General features: G+C 37.5%; 23 protein-coding genes and 1 pseudogene. 19 read left to right on the top strand and 5 right to left on the bottom strand.

Annotated features, from left to right (window positions below; translation table 11 throughout):
• Positions 1-197: 197 nt before the first annotated feature.
• The 5 genes from FJR06_RS15690 to FJR06_RS15670 form a co-directional block, all read right to left on the bottom strand.
• Positions 198-1,583: a serine/threonine-protein kinase gene (locus FJR06_RS15690; protein ID WP_168651772.1), complete on the bottom strand. Its 1,386-nt coding sequence runs from the start codon at positions 1,581-1,583 to the stop codon at positions 198-200.
• A 102-nt stretch (positions 1,584-1,685) separates the two neighbouring features.
• Positions 1,686-2,999 carry a TldD/PmbA family protein gene (locus FJR06_RS15685; protein ID WP_015080480.1) on the bottom strand — a complete coding sequence of 438 codons (1,314 nt, stop codon included), beginning with the start codon at positions 2,997-2,999 and terminating at the stop codon, positions 1,686-1,688.
• A gap of 132 nt (positions 3,000-3,131) precedes the next feature.
• Positions 3,132-3,989 (bottom strand): Tab2/Atab2 family RNA-binding protein, encoded by an 858-nt coding sequence (locus FJR06_RS15680; protein ID WP_371260343.1) that lies wholly within the window; start codon positions 3,987-3,989, stop codon positions 3,132-3,134.
• Positions 3,990-4,181: 192 nt separating this feature from the next.
• Positions 4,182-4,868, bottom strand: coding sequence for a uracil-DNA glycosylase family protein (locus FJR06_RS15675; protein WP_148764160.1), 687 nt, complete (start codon positions 4,866-4,868; stop codon positions 4,182-4,184).
• A 144-nt stretch (positions 4,869-5,012) separates the two neighbouring features.
• Positions 5,013-5,219 (bottom strand): glycogen debranching protein, encoded by a 207-nt coding sequence (locus tag FJR06_RS15670; RefSeq protein ID WP_168651771.1) that lies wholly within the window; start codon positions 5,217-5,219, stop codon positions 5,013-5,015.
• 218 nt (positions 5,220-5,437) lie between these two features.
• Between FJR06_RS15670 and FJR06_RS15665 the strand changes: the two genes are divergently transcribed.
• The 19 genes and pseudogenes from FJR06_RS15665 to FJR06_RS15575 all read left to right on the top strand — a co-directional run bounded on the left by FJR06_RS15665 (position 5,438) and on the right by FJR06_RS15575 (position 22,168).
• On the top strand, positions 5,438-6,736 hold the full coding sequence (locus FJR06_RS15665) for a competence/damage-inducible protein A (protein ID WP_168651773.1): 1,299 nt from the start codon (positions 5,438-5,440) through the stop codon (positions 6,734-6,736).
• 661 nt (positions 6,737-7,397) lie between these two features.
• Complete coding sequence (locus FJR06_RS15660) at positions 7,398-8,663, top strand: glycosyltransferase family 4 protein (protein ID WP_371260405.1); 1,266 nt, start codon at positions 7,398-7,400, stop codon at positions 8,661-8,663.
• Positions 8,664-8,853: 190 nt separating this feature from the next.
• On the top strand, positions 8,854-9,279 hold the full coding sequence (locus tag FJR06_RS15655; RefSeq protein ID WP_168651770.1) for a hypothetical protein: 426 nt from the start codon (positions 8,854-8,856) through the stop codon (positions 9,277-9,279).
• A 7-nt stretch (positions 9,280-9,286) separates the two neighbouring features.
• Positions 9,287-10,243 carry a GDP-mannose 4,6-dehydratase gene (locus FJR06_RS15650; RefSeq protein WP_168651769.1) on the top strand — a complete coding sequence of 319 codons (957 nt, stop codon included), beginning with the start codon at positions 9,287-9,289 and terminating at the stop codon, positions 10,241-10,243.
• Positions 10,244-10,338: 95 nt separating this feature from the next.
• Positions 10,339-10,794: a DUF29 domain-containing protein gene (locus tag FJR06_RS15645; protein ID WP_015080488.1), complete on the top strand. Its 456-nt coding sequence runs from the start codon at positions 10,339-10,341 to the stop codon at positions 10,792-10,794.
• Between the two features lie 57 nt (positions 10,795-10,851).
• On the top strand, positions 10,852-11,472 hold the full coding sequence (locus tag FJR06_RS15640; protein ID WP_015080489.1) for a hypothetical protein: 621 nt from the start codon (positions 10,852-10,854) through the stop codon (positions 11,470-11,472).
• Between the two features lie 143 nt (positions 11,473-11,615).
• Positions 11,616-12,452 carry an ABC transporter permease gene (locus FJR06_RS15635; RefSeq protein WP_015080490.1) on the top strand — a complete coding sequence of 279 codons (837 nt, stop codon included), beginning with the start codon at positions 11,616-11,618 and terminating at the stop codon, positions 12,450-12,452.
• A 474-nt stretch (positions 12,453-12,926) separates the two neighbouring features.
• Positions 12,927-13,724 (top strand): Uma2 family endonuclease, encoded by a 798-nt coding sequence (locus FJR06_RS15630; RefSeq protein ID WP_168651768.1) that lies wholly within the window; start codon positions 12,927-12,929, stop codon positions 13,722-13,724.
• A 43-nt stretch (positions 13,725-13,767) separates the two neighbouring features.
• Positions 13,768-14,232: a DUF29 domain-containing protein gene (locus tag FJR06_RS15625; protein ID WP_168651767.1), complete on the top strand. Its 465-nt coding sequence runs from the start codon at positions 13,768-13,770 to the stop codon at positions 14,230-14,232.
• A gap of 14 nt (positions 14,233-14,246) precedes the next feature.
• Positions 14,247-14,336 (top strand): DUF29 domain-containing protein, encoded by a 90-nt coding sequence (locus FJR06_RS24015; RefSeq protein WP_148279050.1) that lies wholly within the window; start codon positions 14,247-14,249, stop codon positions 14,334-14,336.
• Between the two features lie 138 nt (positions 14,337-14,474).
• Entirely contained in the window at positions 14,475-15,086 is a 612-nt protein-coding gene (locus tag FJR06_RS15615) for a retropepsin-like aspartic protease (protein ID WP_168651766.1), read from the top strand.
• A 158-nt stretch (positions 15,087-15,244) separates the two neighbouring features.
• Positions 15,245-16,531, top strand: coding sequence for an ABC transporter ATP-binding protein (locus tag FJR06_RS15610; protein ID WP_168651765.1), 1,287 nt, complete (start codon positions 15,245-15,247; stop codon positions 16,529-16,531).
• Between the two features lie 88 nt (positions 16,532-16,619).
• Positions 16,620-17,297 carry a class I SAM-dependent methyltransferase gene (locus FJR06_RS15605; RefSeq protein ID WP_168651764.1) on the top strand — a complete coding sequence of 226 codons (678 nt, stop codon included), beginning with the start codon at positions 16,620-16,622 and terminating at the stop codon, positions 17,295-17,297.
• 61 nt (positions 17,298-17,358) lie between these two features.
• Positions 17,359-17,622: pseudogene (locus FJR06_RS15600) on the top strand (FkbM family methyltransferase); the annotation flags it as partial.
• 17 nt (positions 17,623-17,639) lie between these two features.
• On the top strand, positions 17,640-18,539 hold the full coding sequence (locus tag FJR06_RS15595; protein WP_168651763.1) for a glycosyltransferase: 900 nt from the start codon (positions 17,640-17,642) through the stop codon (positions 18,537-18,539).
• Positions 18,540-18,605: 66 nt separating this feature from the next.
• Positions 18,606-19,211 (top strand): DapH/DapD/GlmU-related protein, encoded by a 606-nt coding sequence (locus FJR06_RS24425; protein WP_168651762.1) that lies wholly within the window; start codon positions 18,606-18,608, stop codon positions 19,209-19,211.
• Entirely contained in the window at positions 19,201-20,046 is an 846-nt protein-coding gene (locus tag FJR06_RS15585) for a class I SAM-dependent methyltransferase (protein WP_168651761.1), read from the top strand. The genes FJR06_RS24425 and FJR06_RS15585 overlap by 11 nt, the downstream gene beginning before the upstream one ends.
• On the top strand, positions 20,043-20,978 hold the full coding sequence (locus tag FJR06_RS15580) for an NAD(P)-dependent oxidoreductase (protein ID WP_168651760.1): 936 nt from the start codon (positions 20,043-20,045) through the stop codon (positions 20,976-20,978). Before FJR06_RS15585 ends, FJR06_RS15580 begins: the two co-directional genes overlap by 4 nt.
• Positions 20,975-22,168 (top strand): glycosyltransferase, encoded by a 1,194-nt coding sequence (locus FJR06_RS15575; protein ID WP_168651759.1) that lies wholly within the window; start codon positions 20,975-20,977, stop codon positions 22,166-22,168. The genes FJR06_RS15580 and FJR06_RS15575 overlap by 4 nt, the downstream gene beginning before the upstream one ends.
• The last annotated feature ends 123 nt before the right edge of the window (positions 22,169-22,291 follow it).

Genomic DNA, 22,291 nt, shown 5'->3' with positions numbered 1-22,291 from the left:
TCAGACAAATACAACTTTCATCACCAAATAAACCATCTATAAATTACTATCCTGTTAATCCTTTAATCCCGGTTATCCTGATTCAGACAAATGCAAATTTCATCACCAAACAAACCATCTATAAATTACCATCCTGTTAATCCTTTAATCCTGGATATCCTGATTCAGACTTAATAATTTTCTGTAACCCTTAAATGTTACAGTCTACAAGTCTCGACGCGAGAGAAGACAAAAAAACCCAAGTCACCCACTCGCTCGCTCCCAAAAAACCACAAAGTCTCGCTAAAGTCATAAATAGGTAGCTCATACACGCCGAAGGGTAGGTGGCCTAGTGGTGCTTTCTTGTCAAAAGTAATATCTTTGTAGTACACAAAGTCGCCTCCTGTTCTCCATCCTACCTTGTCCCCGAACTTCTCCCATATTTCGCTATTATATTCTCTCGTTCCACCGAAACCTTGATAAATCCGTTTCTGCACAGAAAAACCAAATTTACCATCACTGTATTTTACCCACAACTGGTCAATTGTTCGCAGGTCTGCACAGGGAAAATTATCAATATCTTCAACATCTAACCAACTTTCTTTTTCCCGCTTCGCAACTGCTAACATTACCCTTGTTGTTTCCTCGTCTGCTTCTTTCCATTTCCCAGCTTTGAGTAAGTCACGCAGTTTTCTGTAGTCCATTCCACAGGATGATTTTAGTCCCCCCTCCTCGCTTGCGGGGAGGGGGTTAGGGGGTGGGGTTCTTACCAAACCCAAATTTTCCCGAAACTTTAACACTGTTGGAGTCCGATTTTCCGGTTCTATTTCCATACCGTGCAAAATAGCATCATTCACCCTCTGACTAATGCGAGAATTATAATGTTTTGGTGCGGGTAAAGGTTCATTCTCATATTTCCGGTTAGTTGCGGGTACTGGACTAACTTCCCCCTCTTTGTTGAGTCCATCAGCCGTCAGCAGATAATATAAAGTAGCAGCTAAAGCATAAACATCGGTATGGGGTCCAAAACTCCCTTTCCGACGATATTGTTCAATAGGTGCATAACCTTCTGTTAAAGAAGCTGTCATACTTTTAGTAGCAATACTGCGAGTTAAACCAAAATCAATTAAAACCGCTTCTTGTTTATTTTGGCGTAAAAGAATATTTGCAGGTTTAATGTCCCGGTGTAAACTGCCTTTAGCGTGAATATATTCTAAAGCCTGACCAATTTGATCTATATATAATAGTGCTTCGCTTTCCGCAAGTTGTCTCTTTTGTTGAAGATATTGAAATAAAGTTACTCCATCAATATATTCCATCACCACGCCAAAAAGCTCACCTGCTTGAATGACTTCATGGACTTTGAGAATATGCTTATGATCAAAACCTTTAATTGTCAAGGCTTCGTTAATAAACTTAACCTGTTGTTCTGCAAAGTCCTCTTGCAATTGCATTTGCTGATTGAGAGTTTTAATGGCGTATAATTTACCCGTGCTAGGTTCTAAGGCTTTGTAGGTAGTCCCAAAACCACCGCTACCCAAAGGTTTACCTTGAATGATAAATCTACCGTTATTAATTTGTTGCCCTGGTTGCCAAATAATCATACCCTTGATAGTAGATACGGTGGAGATGAATCTAATTATATCATTGCGTTGTGTTAGATCCCCGACTTCTTGAAGAAGTCGGGGATCTGGGATGTTATAATATTAACTATTTTTCCCAGTAATGGATAGTCCTTCTACTATCAGAGATGGTGTATAACAAGAACCATTCCAATCCGCATCTCCACCTAGTTGCACCACTTGTTTCAGGGCTGTGTAGACATTCCCTGCCACCATCGTATCTTTTACCCTGCCAATTATTTGACTATTTTTGACCCGATATCCCAAATCCACATTGATGGAAAAATCACCTGATAGTCCGCTACAACTACCTAGCATTTGATCGATAATTAAGCCATCATCCATCTTGCTAATTAAGTCTAAGAGGGAAAGATCACCAGGTTGAATTAGGAAGTTAAATAGCCCTGGTGTGGGATAACTACCTAAACCGGGACGAAAACCATTACCAGTGCTACCACTGTTTAATTGTCGTCCAGTAGTGCGATCGCTATAAAAATTCCGTAAAATCCCATTTTCGATAAATACTAATGACTGGGTAGGTTGACCTTCATCATCAAAGGGACAGCTATAAGGTCCTGCTGCTGGATTTTGGTACAGGGTAAGGGTGGGGGCAATAACTGGTTTACCCAATCTATCAGCCCAGGGAGAAGCTTTTTCCAAGATGTGCTTACCATTCAAAGCTGATTGCACAGTTCCCCACAGCATATCTGCTGCTTTAGAAGTGAACAATACAGGACAGCGACCACTGGGACTAGGAATGTTATCTTTAGCCCAATTTAATCGCTGTAAAATTTGATTGGCTACTTTCTCTGGATTGAGTTGATCGCGTTGGGTTTGACCATCAGCAACACTGAGAAAATCATCACCTCTGACCCATTCTGCTGACATATAGCAGCTAAGAGTAGTGTCAGTGTGGTGAGAATTTAAACCCTTGCTGTTAATGAGTTTGGTGTTTTCTATATCGCATTCCCAGTCACTATGACAAAGAATATCTGGATAGACATCACGAATTAGGGCGATCGCCTCCTTGCCCCATTTAATCAACATTTCTACGGATACAGATGTGCCTAAATCGGGATAGGATGTCCCAGCATGAGTCCCTAATTCTACTATTTCTGGTGGATTTAATTGACTCAGTGCCAAAGATTTTTCCACCATAGCTTGGGGATCAACATCGCCATAAGCCACCGCCAAACCGGGACAACCATCCCGCCATAGCCGCAGGGCTGTCCCCTCAGCTTGACTGGTTTCTAGTTGTTTGAGACGGTTGGCTTCAAAAAAAACTGGTCGAGAAAGCGATCGTGATTGATACACTTCCGCAGCCTCAGCACCAGACTTGAGGGCAAGTTCTAGCAGTTGTTGAGCCAGTGTATCTTGTAACAAATTTTCAGAACCCATGTCCCTTTATGAATTATGGATTTTGGATATAAATCGCTTAATCGTCGCAGTCTATTATCCCATTAGCGTGTCATCAACTTACCAAATTCCAAATAATGGACAACTGACCACTGACAACAGACCACTGACAAATTAGGGCAAATTGATTTCTTGTAATAGCCAAAATCCCGCAAAATCTTGAGATTGAGGATCAGACTGGACACCAATAAAATGCACCCCATTAGCCTGTTCCTTAGCTACAGTAAAGCCCTGTGCTTCTGCTAAAAGTTCGGGAGTGCGAATATTAGCCACAACCCAACTTTCCGTAGCCCCCGTTTCTAAAATCAGGCGATTTCCTTGCTTAGTGTCAAAGTGCAAATAAGCCATTTCTAAACCAGACATCCAACCTGCTATGGGTAAAGCCCTGGGTGAGAAAATCAAAATTCCCGGAATCCGAGTTTCTGGGCGTAATTCCGCCAACTCTAGGGGAAAAGCTTCACCAAAGCCAATTTCCCAATCCGGCATTTGAGCCAAATCACTAGCCTCTAATGTCACAAAAGCCCATTGTTTTCCTTCTAAAGCATCTGGTAAACGTTGAGGTAAGGGCTTATCCAAACGCACAGAAGGATTGGCTACTCCCTGATATCCCGGTTCTTGGGGGTAGACTTCCTTCATGCGCTGCTGTATCCACTGATTAAGAACCAAAGTCCGCCGACTTGGTACAGCGGGTACTCCCACATCTTCACAGGATTTTGTAATCATGTTATTCATTTGGCGGCGGAAAAAGCGGATTTTGGTGGGGGAAGCACCGGCTTCTTCTATCGCTTCCTGGATTGCTGTCCGTAGCCAACCCGAATTTACCTGGGTACTTGGGCAATATTTAGCATAGCGAAACAGAGAATCCGTTTGTGTACCAATATCTACAGGACTTTCACACACTAACATTTCCCATACTTTTTTCTGATTTTCGTCCAAAATCGGACGGGAGTAAAAATCGAGTTCCCAATACATTTTTCTCTGGCTGCCCATGTTTTAGTGGTAAAAATCTGATGACTTGATATTTTGTAATTTCCTAACTTTACCAACTTACAGGAGCATTGGTAATTGGTCATTGGTAATTGGTAATTGGTAATTGGGAAAATTATTCCCTATTCCCTGTTCCCTGTTCCCTAGTCATAACGACAATTTTTAACGCCAACCTACTTAATTTTGATCCTGATTTTTGAATTCATCAAACTTAGCCCGAACCACCTGTATATCTTGCCACATTAACCATTTAGGCTTTCCTTGTTCCCGTGAAGGGTTACGCAACAAGTAAGAGGGATGAAAAATAGGCATACATAAACGCCCTTCCCACTCTAACCATTGACCGCGAATTTTAGTAATCGGGCGTTTGTCACCAATGACACCTTTCACAGAAGTTGCACCTGTTAATAAGATAATTTTGGGGTCAACTAGGCGAATCTGCTCAAATAAATATGGTTTACAAGCAGCAGCTTCTTCATTAGTTGGTACACGGTTTTCCGGTGGTCTACACTTGCAAATATTGGCAATATATATATCTTTTTCTGTACTTAAATTTACTGAAGCTAAGATACTTTCTAGTAATTGTCCTGATCTACCTACAAATGGTAAACCTGTTTCATCCTCATTTTTTCCCGGTGCTTCCCCAATAATCATAATTTCCGCTTGGAGATTACCACGTCCGACCACAGCATGAGTCCGGTTTTCACTTAATGCACAACGCTGACAGCCATTGCAATGTTTTGTCAATTCCTCTACATTGTCATAAGTTCCCGGCGGAATGGGAATTTTATTACTGGTAGTAATTAGCTCTTTTTGGTTTAAGCTAGAGTTATCAAATAAACTAAGTTGAGTTTCATGCTGCATGGAATTTAGAATGGTAACTGGAAACTCCAGAATATTAACGCAAATATTACCACCCATCCTATCAATTAATAGAGACAGAATTAGATTGGGGCTTTGTCTACCTCCTCACAAGTATCGCCCTTTTTTCCAGACAGCACACTCTAATTAATCAAGTTTTAAAGCATTAACTGGCACATCATCCCAAGATTTAACTATCCTTAATTTGGCAATCCAGCCCTCTGCCTTTTGAGAGTTGGTGAGATTAGTCTTAAACGACTCATGACAATCTTTAGCCTGAGATTCATCACAACAGGCAATACAGGCGTGAATCAGCCCAGAAGGATCAATTTGTTCATTTACCCAAATATTCATAGTTTATACTTTGAAAATATCGTGTTAAAACCGCCATCTTTAATTTTATAATGTTTGTTGAATTTATGTACAAAAATAGTTAACAGGGAAAGAAGCGTGATAGATATAGATATGGAAATACCTGATTGTTAAAATCAAATATTAGTCCTATATTTAACCGAGTATTTAATATCACCAGTTCCTCCCAAATTCCCATTCCTAATTCCTTCTTAACCCCCATGAGTGCAGAAATTATTTGCGTTGGTACAGAAATGCTGCTAGGAGATATCCTCAACAGCAATGCCCAATATCTTGCCCAGCAGTTAGCACAGTTAGGCATTCCTCACTACTATCAAACCGTCGTCGGGGATAATCCAGACAGACTCAAAGAAGTGATCGAAATTGCCGCTTCCAGAGTACAAATTATCATTTTTACCGGTGGTTTAGGCCCCACACCCGATGATCTCACCTGCGAAACTATCGCTGATTTTTTTGGCGTACCTTTAATAGAACGAGCCGATATTATCGAAGATATAACCGAAAAATTTGCCCAACGGGGACGAGTAATGTCTGCCAATAATCGCAAACAAGCCTTAATTCCCCAAGGTGCAGAAATTTTACCCAACCCCACAGGAACAGCACCAGGTATTATTTGGCAACCTCGTCCGGGATTAACTATTTTTACCTTCCCTGGTGTTCCCAGCGAAATGTATCGAATGTGGACAGAAACCGCCGTACCTTTTCTGAAAAGTCAAGGTTGGGGAAAGGAAATTATTTATAGTCGTAGTTTAAGATTTTGGGGAATTGGAGAATCAGCTTTAGCCGAAAAAGTAGCCCCTTATTTTGACTTAACTAACCCCACAGTAGCCCCCTATGCGGGCAAGGGAGAGGTCAGACTGCGAATTTCCGCCAAAGCCACAGACGCAACAACCGCAGAAGCTTTAATTACACCCATTGAAAAACAACTCATAGAAATTGCTGGCTTAGATTATTATGGCATTGATAATGACACCCTCGCTGCTGTTGTTGGTAATTTATTAAGGTCTGCGGGAGAAACCCTATCTGTCGCTGAATCTTGCACCGGTGGGGGACTGGGGCAAATGTTAACAGAAATTTCCGGTAGTTCTGATTACTTTTGGGGTGGAGTAATTTCCTACGCCAACTCCGTAAAAATTGGACTATTAGGGGTCAAAGCAGAGGATTTAGAGGAATTTGGCGCAGTGAGTGCGACAGTAGCTGAACAAATGGCTATTGGTGTTAAAAATCGGCTCTCAACTACTTGGGGATTAAGTATTACAGGCATTGCTGGACCGACCGGGGGAACCCAAACCAAACCAGTGGGTTTAGTCTATATTGGTTTGGCTGGTCCTGGCAACGAAGTAATCAGTTTTGAACATCGCTTCGGAACAATTCGGGGACGGTCTTTAATTCGTTATGTGAGTGCAAATGCAGCTTTGGATAATCTGCGGCGACAGTTGCAAAAAAGGCTAGTACCGCAGGGCGGAAGTCAAAAGTCAAAAGTCAAAAGTCAAAACTAATATACAGTAGACTTTTTGGCGATTGAATATGGTTGCTTTATTTACGCCGTGATGTACTAGTACCGCAAGCCGGAATTAAAAATTAAAACACCAGATTACACAGTCCTTGTATCTGCTCAGTAAATGGGGGCGGACTACCTATTCGGGAACGATTTTACGCCATTTGAGGCTTGTCATTGAACGATTTACCCCGAATTATTGAGCGGTTACCAGTCCTTTTCCCTATTTTTAATGATGCCTTACTTGCGATTCAGATGTCTCTTTTATACTGATTTTCCATGACTCAATATTTATACTTTGTGACAGTTTCATCCAGATAATGCTTGACAATAGCTAATGAAGAGGGTAAGGTTATGACGGTTATAGAGTTAAACTTTTGACGCAGAGATTCATAAAACATCGGGGTAAGTGGTAAACTCAGCGGCTTTAGCCCTGAAAGTATCAATATTAGTGGTTTGTTTCATTTTCAAGTTTTTTAATGGACTTATAATAAAGAATGGCACCAAATTAAAGGCAGAAAAATTCCAATTCTTATCTTCTCATCAACGAGAATCAATATTTAACAAAAACTCATACAGAGTTAAATAGTGATAGCGTATCTACTATTACAACTAAAACAATGTCAAATCATAAGAGTTCTCTAAAATCTTCTTTGCATTCAATGCAGGCTGTTATGCCTTCTGAAGTTAGTGATACTTTATATCATAAACTAACTACTTTGTCTGTAATCACCGAGTTTTTTCCTCCAGACTATGCTGCAACCGGACAGTTGATTGAAGAACTAGTGAAACAGCTTGAGAAACAAGGAATCATGATTAGAGTATTTACTGGACAACCAGGGTACGCTTTTACTACGGCTAAAGCCCCAGCCTTAGAGCAATTAGGCAACATTCGCGTCCAAAGATCCCGATCTACTCAGCTTTGGTCTAAGAGGATTCGCGGGAAGGCTGTGAATGGTGTTTTATTTACATTGCGGACTTTTCTCCATATTATCAAGAATGCTCGCAAAAATGATGTATTTCTATTAACTTCAGCACCTCCTTTTTTATCAATAGCCGGATATTTCGCTCATTTGTTATTAAGATTTCCCTATATATGCTTAATTTATGATCTATATCCAGATATTGCGATCGCTTTAGGAGTAGTTTCCAAAAAGCACTGGTTAGCTAAGTTTTGGTGGGCAGTCAACCGCCAGATTTGGCAAAAATCCCAAGGGATTATTGTGCTGAGTCCTGCTATGAAAGAGAGAGTCATAGCAATCTGTCCAGAAGTGGCTGATAAGGTGTCTGTGATTCACAGTTGGGGGGATTCTGAGTTAATTGTCCCCATTGCCAAAGAAAAAAACTGGTTTGCCAAACAACATAATTTGGACACCAAATTTACAATTCTTTATTCTGGTAATATGGGTCGGTGTCATGATACGGATACAATTTTGGCAACTGCTCAAAAATTACAAGATGAACCGATTCAATTCGTTTGTATTGGTGGTGGACCCAAACGTGAAAGCTTTATTCAAGATGTGACTCGTTTAGGATTAAAAAACTTTCTCTTTCTCCCCTATCAAGACAAAAGTGTGCTACCCTATTCCTTGACAGCTTGCGATTTATCCTTAGTCAGTGTAGAAGAAGGTTTAGAAAGTTTAGTTGCTCCTAGCAAACTCTATCCAGCTTTAGCTGCGGGAAGACCCATAGCAGCTATTTGTCCAAAAGATTCCTACTTGCGACAGCTAATAGCAGATGGTGAGTTTGGTATTAGCATTGACAATGGAGACAGTGATAGTCTATCTAAGTTTATTCTCAACTTAAAGAGCGATCGCCAACTTGCAGAAAAAATGGGTAATGCCTCCCGCGAATATTTGCAGTCAAACTTTACGCCAGAAATCATCGCTAAACAATACATCAATGTGTTAGAACAAGCTATAATTTGAAATGTCACTCCAGCGTTATCAACGTCAGTGTGTGAACAAATTCAGTAAATTTAAGACAACTCAGTTAACAAAATTTAATACCTCAGACGATGTTGAATCAGGAGTTGGGCTTTGATGGTCTTTTTGATCTCAGTCCCTCCCATGCAACCTTCTTACGATCTATTGTTTAGTTAGTGATCAGGAGGCCAAAGTGCAGAAAAGGTGTGAGCGAAATCGGAAACGTTCCCAACGCAGGGCTATCCATTGTCCCATACATGGCTGCTATATAGATAGTGTTAGTCAAAAACACGGGCTATTTGCCGAACAAGCCGGACAACTACAAGAGCGGGGTATTGCTCGTCGAGAAGCGATGATTTTAGTCGCCAATAAAACTACAATTTCTTTAACTGGTGAGTGGTTAGAGGCTTTTTGGTGCGAAGAGTGCCAGGAAACAAAATGGTATCATGTGCATAAGCATGGATCTAAGTATGAGATATCTCTTGCCCCAGCCGAACTTTGGCAACAAGCAACAGGTGTAATTCATCCCCATCGTAATCCTTCTGTGGGAGAATTTACCTACAGACAATCTCGGATGCTTGGGGGTAACAGTGTTAAAGACTTCTGGGTAATGAATTGATATTGATATGAAAAAAGCTCTCATTTGTGGAGTATCTGGACAAGATGGAGCTTATCTGGCGCAATTGCTGCTAAAACAAGGCTATACAGTCTGTGGAACTTCCAGAGATGCCCAAATTTCTCCTTTCCAGAATTTAGTCCACTTAGGAATTAAAGACCAAGTAAAGCTGGAGTCAATGTCCTTGACTGACTTCCGTAGCGTCTTACAGGTACTGACAAAAATCCAACCAGATGAAGTCTATAATTTGGCCGGACAAACTTCCGTCGGTTTATCTTTTGGACAACCTGTAGAAACATTAGAAAGCATAGCTACAGGCACACTAAATTTATTAGAAGCCATTCGGTTTTTAGGCGCGACCATTAAACTTTATAATGCAGGTTCGAGTGAATGCTTTGGTGATACTGGCAATGTAGCAGCAGCAGAAAATACTCCATTCCGTCCTAGAAGTCCTTATGCTGTAGCTAAAGCCGCTGCTTTTTGGGAAGTAGCTAACTACCGAGAAGCTTATAGTTTATTTGCCTGTTCAGGAATTTTATTTAATCATGAATCTCCCCTGCGTCCAGAAAGATTTGTCACTCAAAAAATTATTGCTACTGCCTGTCGCATTGCCCAAGGTAGTAAGGAAAAATTATATTTAGGTAATATGTCAATTCAGCGGGACTGGGGTTGGGCGCAAGAATATGTGGAAGCCATGTATTTAATGTTGCAACAATCACAGCCAGATGATTATGTAATTGCAACGGGAGAAAGCACTTCCCTGGAAGATTTTGTCGCGGCAGCATTTCTATCTTTAAACTTAGATTGGCATGATCATGTAGTAGTTGATAGTAACCTGTTCAGACCTACAGATTTGGCTGTGGGTAGAGGTAATCCGAGTAAGGCTAAGAACCAGTTAGGATGGGAAGCTAGATATAAAATGCAGGATGTGGTGAAAATGATGGTAGACGCGAGATTAGAATCATGAAAAAAATCTGATCCAGTCGGGAACTTTTGCTAAAATAGTTAAGTGAAACATCCCTGAGATTGAAATCAAACATCAACTGTAATTGAGTAAGTAAAATGCCACCTACACAAGCAAATTGTGAGATTTATGAACAAGATTATCCGGAGTGGTTGGATATTACCCTTACCCAACTGCAAAATCGGGATTTAGAAAATATTGACTGGGAACATTTGATTGAGGAAATCACTGCATTGGGAAACGAACAAAGGCGTAAAGTAGAAAGTTACTTGAGACAACTTATTAAGCATTTACTTCTTTATCAATATTGGGAAGCAGAGAGATTCTATTGTGCCAAAGGATGGATTGAAGAAATTGATAATTTTAGGTCTGAATTAGATTTATTATTAGAGTCTAAAGTTCTTTATAATCATTGTGAAAAAATCATAGATAAAATTTACACCAAAGCTAGAAATAATACAATTCGTAAATCTGAACTATCTCCAACAATATTCCCTGAAACTTGTCCTTATTCTTTAACAGAAATTCTCAATCCTGAATGGTTGCCATCATAATATTTATTATGTTTATAAACTTAGCCAAAACATTAAGCAAAATTAAGGTTATAAGAAATGGCTTATAGTGACTTTACTCTAGAGAGAATCACTAAAATATTTGGCATTAATATTGAAGAAAGAACAAATGTTTTCACTGCTTTCGACCAGTTAACAGTTGATGCTTTTTTTATCAAATACTTACAAAATAATATTCCCTTAGCTCAAGCAATTAGTACAGAGAAAGCCAAATCAGAAATGATTATTGCCCCTGTTTTAATTGAAGTAAGAAGATTATTAGATAATAAAATTAGTTTATTCTCAGGAATTGATTTTAATGTTAATATTGAGCAAGGTTTAAATGGATTTTGCGATTTCTTAATCGGTCTATCATCTCAACAGTTATATGTGACATCTCCTGTGATTGCTTTGGTGGAGGCGAAAAATGATAATCTTAAACAAGGATTCGCTCAATGTATTGCCGAAATGATTGCTGCTGCTCAATTAAATCAATCGGAGGGAAATAATGTTGAAAATATTTATGGTTGTGTTACCAATGGCAATCAATGGGTGTTTTTGCAATTAACTGGTAATCTAGTGGTAGTTGATTTAGATGAGTATTATATAAATCAACCAGAAAAAATTATTAGTGTATTTGTGAGTCTAATTAAGTCAGAGTTCAATCGGAAGCAAATCTAGTTTTTGAAAGGAATTAGATAAACCTAACTGCTATTGAAAAACAGAAAACTACGAGTTAATTCCGGGGTTTTCAGCCTATGTTCTTATAAAATACAAGATGTCGTGAAAATGATGGTAAATATGAGGTTAGCTAGATCAGAGTCATGAAAGAAACCACTTCTCCACCAGAACTAATAATTGAAGCAGGGCGGACAGAAAAGCAATACTGGCAAGATTTATGGCGATATAGAGAACTATTTTACTTCCTAGCTTGGCGAGATATTTTAGTTAGATATAAACAAACAGCCATTGGGATTGTTTGGGCGCTAATTCGCCCTTTTTTGACAATGGTAGTATTTACAGTAGTATTTGGACAATTGGCAAAATTACCTTCTGAAGGTGCGCCCTATCCAATTCTCGTATTTTCCGCCATGTTACCTTGGCAGTTCTTTTCCAATTCCCTCTCAGAGTGTAGTAATAGTTTAATTGGTAATGCCAATTTACTATCAAAAGTCTATTTTCCCAGATTGGTAGTACCTACTAGCGCGGTAGTAGTTAGCTTTGTGGATTTTATGATTTCTGGGATAATTTTATTGGCTTTAATGGCTTGGTATAACTTTGTTCCCACTTGGCGAATTTTAACCTTACCATTATTTATTGGTGTGGCCTTTGCTGCTTCAATGGGTGCAGGATTATGGTTAGCTTCCTTAAATGTCCAGTATCGAGATTTTCGGTTTATTGTCCCATTTATTGTCCAGTTTGGTTTATACATTTCACCCGTAGGATTTAGTAGCACTATTGTTCCTGAAAAGTGGCGGTTTCTCTACTCCTTAAATCCAATGGTGGGAGTAATTGATGGTTTTCGGTGGGCAATTTTGGGCGGTAACTCCCAGTTATATTTACCAGGTTTTATTCTCTCTATGGCTCTAGTTGTTTTACTATTAGTGAGTGGAATTTGGTATTTTCGGAAGATGGAACGAACGTTTGCAGATGTTATTTAAGATCATTTGCTAGAATGGAAAAGTTATTTTCACTGATATTTTCTGTCTGAATTCTCTCTCTAAGAACAAGATTTCATGGTTATGTCAGTGATAATCAATCTATAGTTGAATCTTGGGATCATTCTAAAAAGTAGTAATACGGATTAGATGTGAACCAGACCACCCTGAGCGACTTGCCCTGAGCTATGTCGAAGGGTAGTCAAAGGGTAAACGTTATTTAAGTCATGACACCTTGGGATTCGCTAGTTCCATGATCTGTCGGTACTGATTAAACATTCCGAAAGGAAAGTGTCTTTACCCTAACAAGCTTAGATAACTAGGTTGAAGCAAACTTTACTTAGAAATAATGACTGGTCAAACCGACCGCAAACGTCAATAGCAGGAAAATATTTCCTACTATTGACTACGAAACACTACATTATTCTGGGATTAAGACCTATGGCAACAGTGATTAAATACAGGAGATAATTAACAATGTATCAAAGCGATGTGTATAACAAACCCAGCTATGAGCCATTACCTCCTCAACAAACACTGCCAACCATGTATGATTTACCTAGCGAAGATCCAGAGGAGCCAGGGTTGCCAGACGAATTTCACCTTTTACAACCAGAATTATTGCGTAGCACTTTTCGTCCACCTTCTTATGCAGAAGATAATGTATTTACAGGTAGTGACTTAAATTTATACTATGACAGCAAGCATACACAATGGTACAAACGCCCTGATTGGTTTGCAGTTTTGGGGGTATCCCGTTTTTATGAACAAACAGAACTAAGATTAAGCTATGTTACTTGGTATGAAGGAACGTATCCCTTTGTGGTGGTAGAATTAATATCTCCAGGAACAGAAAACGAAGACTTAGGGAGAAATAAAAATTTACGGGAAGTTAATCAACCTCCTAATAAATGGACAGTATATGAGCAAATTCTCAGAATCCCCTATTATTTTGTCTATAACCGTTATACTGACGAGTTTCACTGTTATGGTTTGGTAACGAACCGTTATCAACCGCTCTCTATTAATGGATTAGGGGTATGGCTAGAAGAAGCTGAATTAGGTTTAGGGTTATGGGAGGGAGAATATCAAGGACTAACTAGACAGTGGTTACGTTGGTATGATCAAGAGAATAATTGGTTGCCTACTCCAGAAGAGCGAGAAAAGCAACGGGCAGAACAGGAAAAGCAACGGGCAGATTCTGCTGAATTAGAAGTAGCTAAATTACGACAATTGTTATTAGAACAAGGTATCAGCTTACCTAATGATCAATAGGGTTGAAAAATTGTCCGGTACAAAGGTAATCATTACTAATTTTATGTCTAAATCACCTCTCTACGAAACAGATTTCATGGATTGGTTAACTCAACAAAAATTAGCCTTAGCTAGTCGAGATATCACAGCTTTGGATTGGGAGAACTTGGCAGAAGAGTTAGATAGTATGGGCATTAGTGAAAAAAATGAGTTGAAAAATCGGTTAATAATTTTATTACCTCATTTGCTAAAATGGCAATACCAATCTTCTAAACGTTCTATTAGTTGGTTTACCACCATTGCCAACCAAAGAGATGATTTACAAGATATACTCAATGAAAAACCAAGTTTGAAACAATACATTCCTGATATTTTACCCAAAGCTTATCGAAATGCGAGAAGAGAAGCATCAGCAGAAACAGGTTTAGTATTAAGTACGTTTTCAGAAATTTGTCCTTATGATATACAAGAAATATTAAATCCTGAATTCTTGTGTAACACTACAGATGATTTTGAAAAAGCTATGTAGTGAGCTAATCAATCATGTATCAGATAAATCCACCATTATCTTTCCCTGAAACTTGTCCTTATTCTTTAAGAGAAATTCTCAATCCTGAATGGTTTCCATCATAATAGTTATTACAGCAGATTTCGCTCTAATGAGGTACAAACTTGAACTATGAAACTATTGTAGTGCGGGCATCTTGCTCGCTGGATATGTACCTCATAACACCGGAAAGTGCTGTATGATGTTTATAAACTCAGTTAAATATGAACGAAAAATACAATAGTGCCAAAGAATGGCGTAAAGCAAATTACCGAAAACTAAAACAATATCGTGGAGAATGGATTATTTACACTAAGGATGGTGTAATAGCTCATCACCAAGATTATAGAATCATGACACAGCAAATTGACCTTCAGAACTTAAAATCTTCTGACTACATCACTGAACGGATCTACGAGAACGAATTTATTGAGCCAGTGAAGTTTTTACCAGTGCGTTTTAGAACAGTCAAAAAACATGATTGGCAGCCAAAATACGAAGTCTGTCTAAATTTTCAAAATTCTAAAATTCTGGAAATGCTTGTAGATTCTGGTTCGGATATTAGCCTAATTACATTTTATTTAGGCACAGACTTAGGATATGCCCTCTCTCAAGGAGAAGTTCTGAGTAATGGAGAAGGAGTAGGGGGGAGTGTACAATATGTACTCCGACAAGTTGAAATGCAGATTGACAATTATACCTTTTCTGCTCCTGTTGCCTGGTTACAAAATGAGGATTGCCAAGAAGTTTTATTGGGTAGGGAAGTTGTGTTTGATTTATTTGATATTGAATTTAAACAAGCTGAGGAGAAAATCCTATTCAAATATAGGGGATAACTACTGGCAACTTATAAAATAAGTGTGTTATAAGTGAGCTAATAATATACTATAGGTGGGTAATTTGGCTACTTCTATAATTAAATGCTAAATTTAGCTTAATCTTGAGATATATAAGCCGTCAAATCAATAATTTTCAAATTGATAAATTAATACTTATGTCAGATACAGTTATTCGCGTTGAAAATCTAGGCAAAAAATATATTATTGGCCATCAAAAGCAGGAACGCTATACAGCACTGCGAGATGTGATTACTAATAAAGTTAAATCTATTGGTAGTTTAATCAATCCTGAAGCTAAGAATGAAAATCCTGCTTTTGAGGAATTTTGGGCTTTAAAGGATGTATCCTTTGATATTAAACAAGGTGATAGAGTTGGGATTATTGGGCGCAATGGGGCGGGTAAATCAACACTATTGAAGATTTTAAGCCGCATTACAGAACCGACAAAAGGGAGTATTAAAATTAAGGGTAGGGTAGCGAGTTTATTGGAGGTGGGAACAGGTTTTCATCCAGAGTTGACAGGGAGAGAGAATATATTTCTCAATGGTGCTATTCTGGGTATGGGTAAGGAGGAGATTAAGCGGAAGTTTGATGAAATTGTGGCGTTTGCGGAGGTGGAGAAGTTTCTGGATACGCCAGTGAAGCGCTATTCTTCGGGGATGTATGTGCGGTTGGCGTTTGCGGTAGCGGCACATTTAGAGCCAGAGATTTTGATTGTGGATGAGGTTTTGGCGGTGGGGGATGCTCAGTTTCAGAAGAAGTGTTTAGGGAAGATGGAGGATGTGGGGAAGGAGGGAAGAACTGTAATATTTGTTAGCCATCAGATGGCAGCGATACAGAATTTATGTCAAAGGGCAATTTGGCTGAATCAAGGCGAATTAGTCAATGATGCTCAAACACAAATAGTTATCAGCAAGTATCTTAGCACCTCGACAAATTTATTAAGTATCTCTCTAGAAGATAGAAAAGATAGAAAAGGTGATGGCAAAATTAGATTTATATCAGTAGAATTTCAAAATGAGAAAGGGGAAAATGTAACTTATTTCTATAGTGGTCAAAAAGTAAGAATCATTCTTGGTTTTAGAAATAATACCCAACAAACCTTAAAGAATTTAAATATTGCATTAGGCATTGATAACCAAATAGGAGAAAGAATTACAAACCTTAGTACAGAAGTTAGAGGTTCAGATTTAGATGAGGTACAAGCAGATGCACAGTCCATAGTAATAGAATTAGATAAACTGCCTTTAACACCCGGAAGGTACGGCTTTACTATTTTTAGTACCGTCAACGGTACTGTATCTGATTGGATTGCAAATGCTGGTTTTTTTGAGGTTGAGGGGGGTGACTTTTATGGAACAGGTAAATTACCTCCGACAATGCAAGGAAACTTTTTACTAGATTATACTTTCTCTATTAAAGATACAGTCCTGAGTAATTAATCGAAAAAATAAGCTGATGATAAAAAATTTTCGACAACATTTAATAAATAAATATAGAACTATTAAGAACATAGTTCGTATTTCCAAAATGTCCAATGAAATTGGTCTTGACAAAATCATTTCTATTATTAATCTTTTTGAAAATGATTATGGTCATCATCAATCAGTTCTGTTGGGCAAACCGGTTGACAGTGACTTAAATCCAATCCCTTGGTATACATACCCAGCTATTGAGTATTTAAAACAGTTTGATTTTAGTGATAAAAATATATTTGAATATGGAAGTGGTAACAGTTCTATATTCTGGGCATCATTAGCTAAGAGCGTTACTAGTGTCGAAAAAGATGCTTCATGGTTTGAAGTAATCAGTAAATCAAAATCAAGTAATTTAAACATTATTTTGAAAGAACAAAAATCTGAATACGTTAATTTCATAGAAAGTGGAAATATACTGTATGACTTAATAGTGATTGACGGAGCTTATCGATATGACTCTGCTGAGGTTGCAATAAAGTATTTATCTAATGATGGTTTAATAATACTTGATGACTCCGAAAGATATCCAGAATTGTGTTCAGCACTGAGAAATAATAATTTGATTCAAGTGGACTTTTTTGGGTTAACACCAATAGTTTACTATACCAAAACAACTTCGCTTTTTTTACAAAAAACATTTTCACTCAAGCCGTTATCAGGTAAGAGTCCACACTTTGGTATTGGTAGCTTACGTCGTGAGTATGATAGATATGACAACATAAAAATATGAGTAAAGATTTACATACTCAGTCGGCAGATTTTTCAAAAACTAACTACAAAAAACTCAGACATTAGCTGAGGTTTTAGATCAACATCTACCTCCTAAACAAACAATTGATTTTTTGAGTATTGATGTTGAAGGTTTAGATTATCAAGTTATGAGTTCCAATAACTGGGATAAGTATAAACCTAAAGTGCTTTTAGTAGAGGATTTGGAATTAAGTTCTTTAAAAAATATCAATACTTCCAAAGTATGTTTATTTTTAGAGGAAAGAGGCTATGTTTTACTTGCTAAAACAATGAGAACTTTAATTTTTAGATTAGAAACTTATTAGTAATAAATTGATACTTTATGAATTTAGCCCCAATAGCATTTTTTGCTTATAAAAGACCTGAACATACAAAACAATCACTAGAATCACTTGCTCAAAATGAAGGTGCAGAATCAAGTGAGTTATTTATATTTTGTGATGCACCTAAAAAGCCAGAAGATGAAGAAGCTGTTACACAAGTCAGGGAGGTAGTTAGAAGTAAACAATGGTGTGGACAAGTTCATATTATTGAACGGGAGCAGAATCTGGGATTAGCTAACTCTATTATTCAAGGTGTTACAGAACTTTGTAGTAAATATGGTAAAGTTATTGTCTTAGAAGACGATTTAATTTTGTCTCCTTTTTTTCTAGAATATATGAACAAAGCTTTAGAGCTTTATGAAAAAGAGTCTAAAGTAATCCAGGTATCTGGATATATATTCCCTGTAAAATTAACTTCAGATAATGATGCCATCTTTCTTCCATTTACAACTTCATGGGGATGGGCTACGTGGCAGCGAGCATGGCAGCACTTTGATCCTGAAATGAATGGTTATAAACAGATCAAGGCAAACAAAAAACAGAAATATAAGTTTGATTTAAATGGTTCGTTTAACTATTTCAATATGTTAGAGTCTCAAATCGCTGGTAAGATTGACTCTTGGGCTATTCGCTGGTATTTAAGTACATTTATGTTGGATGGCTTAACGCTTTTCCCTAATAAATCACTTGTTGCAAATATAGGATTTGATGGTAGCGGCACTCATTGTGGAGATTCTTCATCGTTTGATGGTGAAATGACTCAAGATAAAATATTATCTATGCCAAAATCTCTTAAATTGAATGACAAGGAGGTAAATATAGTTTTTAAATATTTGCGATCGCTAAATCGTCATCCAAGTTTATTACAACGTATTAAAAATAAACTCGTAAGATTTTGACATCAAAATTAAACACCTAAAATCAATAAAACATATTAACTTTAATTTAAAACCTAAAATCTTGAAATGGCACTGAAAAAATTAATTAAAAAATTTGCAAATGGACTGCGTAAGATTGCGAATAAGATTGATAAAGATTTAAACTTGGATTTTTTTAACGAGAATATACTAATTCATCCTTCATCAAAAATTCCACAAAATAAGATTACATTAAGAAAAAATTGCTCGGTTACTGTTAACGAAAATAGTCAAGTAGATGGCTCTATTTTTTTTGACAAGGAAAATGCTAGAGTTTCAATTGGCAAAAGATCATTTGTTAATGCCATGATTGTTTCTGCCAACGGCATAGAAATTGGTGACGATGTAATGATTGCATGGGGAACAATTATTGTCGATCATAATTCCCATTCAATTTCTTTTTCTGAGCGGTCAGAAGATGTAATTAATTGGCTAGAGGGAAAAAAAGATTGGACTAATGTGAAAATAGCACCAGTAAAAATATCTAATAAAGTTTGGATAGGTTTTAACTGTATTATTTTAAAAGGAGTAACAATTGGAGAAGGATCAGTTGTGGGTGCTGGTTCGGTAGTTACAAAAGATGTTCCACCTTGGACAATTGTAGCTGGCAACCCAGCAAGAATTATTCGGGAGATTCCAGAAAATGAGCGATAAAATGCTAACTTGGGAAGAAGCAGTACAATGGTTAAGAGAGCAGCCTGAACAACAAGAACTGGTTCAGCATTGCTATTATGATGACCCCCTAAAATCTGCTGCTGAACGTTTTAGTCACAGTGAAGAATGGACTGCTTTAAATAAACTATTGAAACCAAAAATTCCAGGAAAAGTTTTAGATATAGGAGCAGGGAGAGGAATTTCTAGTTACGCCTTTGCCAAAGCTGGATGTTCTGTAACAGCATTAGAACCAGATTCTAGTAATTTAGTAGGTGCTGGTGCAATTCATCGTTTGGCTAAAAATACAGATTTATCCATTCAAGTTGTGCAGGACTGGGGTGAAACATTGCCATTCACTGACAATTATTTTGATATTGTCTATGGTAGAGCAGTTTTGCATCATGCACAGAACTTAAAGCAACTGTGTCAAGAAGCAGCAAGAGTATTAAAACCTGGTGGTTATTTTATTGCTACTCGTGAACATATTATTTCTCGAAAAGAAGATTTACAACAATTTTTAGATTCCCATCCTCTTCATCATCTTTATGGTGGAGAAAATGCCTATCTTTTAGAAGAATATAAAGATGCTATTTCTTCAGCAGGGTTACAAATAATTCGCTCGTTTGCTCCATTAGAAAGCGTTATCAACTATGCACCAATGAGTCAAGCAGAATATCAGAATTTAGTTAAATCTTCTTTATCAAAGTTCTGTGGAGCAATATTAGGGACTAAATTATCTGGATTTAAGATATTGCAAGACCTTTATGGTTGGTATGTATCACAAAAATCAAATAGCCCTGGTCGTCTGTATTCATTCCTAGCCGTTAAGCGATGACAGAAAATAATAAAATTGCTTTGGTTACAGGTGTAACTGGCTTTCTTGGTCGCTATGTTGCCCGTTATTTCTCAGAACAAGGATGGTCTATCATCGGTATTGGTACATCTCCACCTGAAAATGCACCTTTAGCCAACTTAACAAAATACTATTGCCTCAGATTACCAAGTTCTGATTTAAAGGAAATATTGCAGGAATATCTACCTTCAATTTGCATTCATTGTGCTGGTCGTGCCTCAGTTGGCTTATCTGTCTCTGAACCTATCTCAGACTTTTATACAAATTCGGTAATTACCTTTGAATTACTTAATTCACTACGGCTCTATTCTGCTAAATGTAAATTTATCTTCCTTTCCAGCGCAGCAGTCTATGGAAATCCTCAGTCATTACCTGTGAGTGAAAACCAAAAAGTTACTCCTATTTCACCCTATGGTTTTCATAAACTAATGTGTGAGCAAATGTGTCTGGAATTTACAAAGGTTTATGGGTTACAAACAGCCAGTGTGAGAATATTTTCTGCTTATGGTCCTGGTTTACGTCGTCAAGTTGTCTGGGATATTTGCCAAAAAGCAATAACTCAAGGTTCTTTGTTATTACAAGGTACAGGAGAAGAAAGCCGTGATTTTATCCATGCTTTAGATATCGCTAGAGCATTAAGTGTAGTTGTAGAGTCTGCACCAATGGCAGGAGAAGTATATAATCTAGGTACAGGTAGAGAGGTAAAAATTTCTGAACTGGCAACAATGGTGTTAAATTCATTAGAGCAAGATTCTACACCAGAATTTGATGGAGTTGTCCCTCCTGGTAATCCTCTTAATTGGCAAGCTGATATTTCTCAATTAAAATCTATTGGCTTTACTCCTACTGTTGAGCTAGAACGGGGAGTTAAAACTTTTGTAACCTGGTGTCGTGCTGAATTGGTAGGTATATGAATAAACCTCTAAAAATTGGTCTGTTAATGCAAGGGGGACGTAATTGGATAGGTGGTGCTGAGTATATCAAGAATATTATTTTTGCCTTATCCAGCTTACCTCACGAAGTCCGCTCAACTTTTGAAATTTGTTTGTTATTTGATGGTAAATATGCTGAACCAGAAATTCAAGAGCAATTAAAAAATAACTTAGACTACCAATATAACCTAGATTTTGAATTAGAACCTTATACTTTTATAAATCGCTTAAAATGGAAAATAATTAGAACTATTCAACCACATCCAGAACCTCGGTTATCACCTTTTTTGAATAAGGGTAATATTGACTTTATTTATCCTTTCTTAACACCTAATAAAGCCAACCTCTCCTATAGAGGATTTCCCTGGATATTTGACTTTCAGCACAAGTATCTGCCGCATTTGTTTTCAGATACCGAAATAAAGTGTCGTGATAGTTATTTCACTCAAATTTCTGAATTAAGTTCCAGGGTTGTTCTGAGCAGTAAAACATCTGCGGCTGATTTCCAGAAATTTTATCCTGATTCTAAATGTGCAACTGAAGTATTGAATTTTCGCACTAGCCTTCCAGATTTATGGTTTAAATTAGATCCTGTTGAAATTCAACGGAAATATTTTCTACCAGATAAATTATTTTTGATTAGTAATCAATTTTGGCAGCACAAAAATCATTTAATTGTATTAGAAGCTTTGAAAATACTTCAGGCAAATTCTATCTATCCGAAAGTTGTTTGTACTGGTCATGTTTATGACCACCGCCAACCAAACTACTTAGATAAAATTCTGACAACCATTCATACTTATGGATTAGCCAGTCAAGTATATTTATTAGGTCTAATTCCTAGATGTGACCAAATTCAACTAATGCGGCACTCTCTCGCTGTGATTCAACCATCTCTATTTGAAGGTTGGAGTACAGTTGTCGAAGATGCTCGTTGTCTTGGTAAGAAAATGATTCTTTCTGATTTTCCAGTTCATTTAGAGCAAGACCCACCAGGAAGTGTATTTTTTGATCGTAACTCTCCTGAACAACTAGCTGAACTTATTGCTCAATGGTGGGAAAAACTATCTTCTGGTTCAGATGTAGATCAGGAAAATCTAGCTAGGATTAGAAATATAGAGGAGGTTCAAGCGTTTGGATACCGCTTTCTAGAAATTGTCCGTAGTGCTTAAGTAAACTCAGATTTAATTTATCATTAACTCAATAAAATTAGCTTTTAAATGTTTTGTTATGTGATGAGCAAATTAAACTCTAGTTGTTTTTTGAAGTATTTACACACTCAAATTTATTTGTGG

The organism is Dolichospermum sp. UHCC 0352 (assembly GCF_009711925.1).
GTDB classification, from domain to species: domain Bacteria; phylum Cyanobacteriota; class Cyanobacteriia; order Cyanobacteriales; family Nostocaceae; genus Dolichospermum; species Dolichospermum lemmermannii.
Note: the sequence above shows the minus strand (reverse complement) of the source record. Positions and strands in the feature narration are given on the sequence as shown.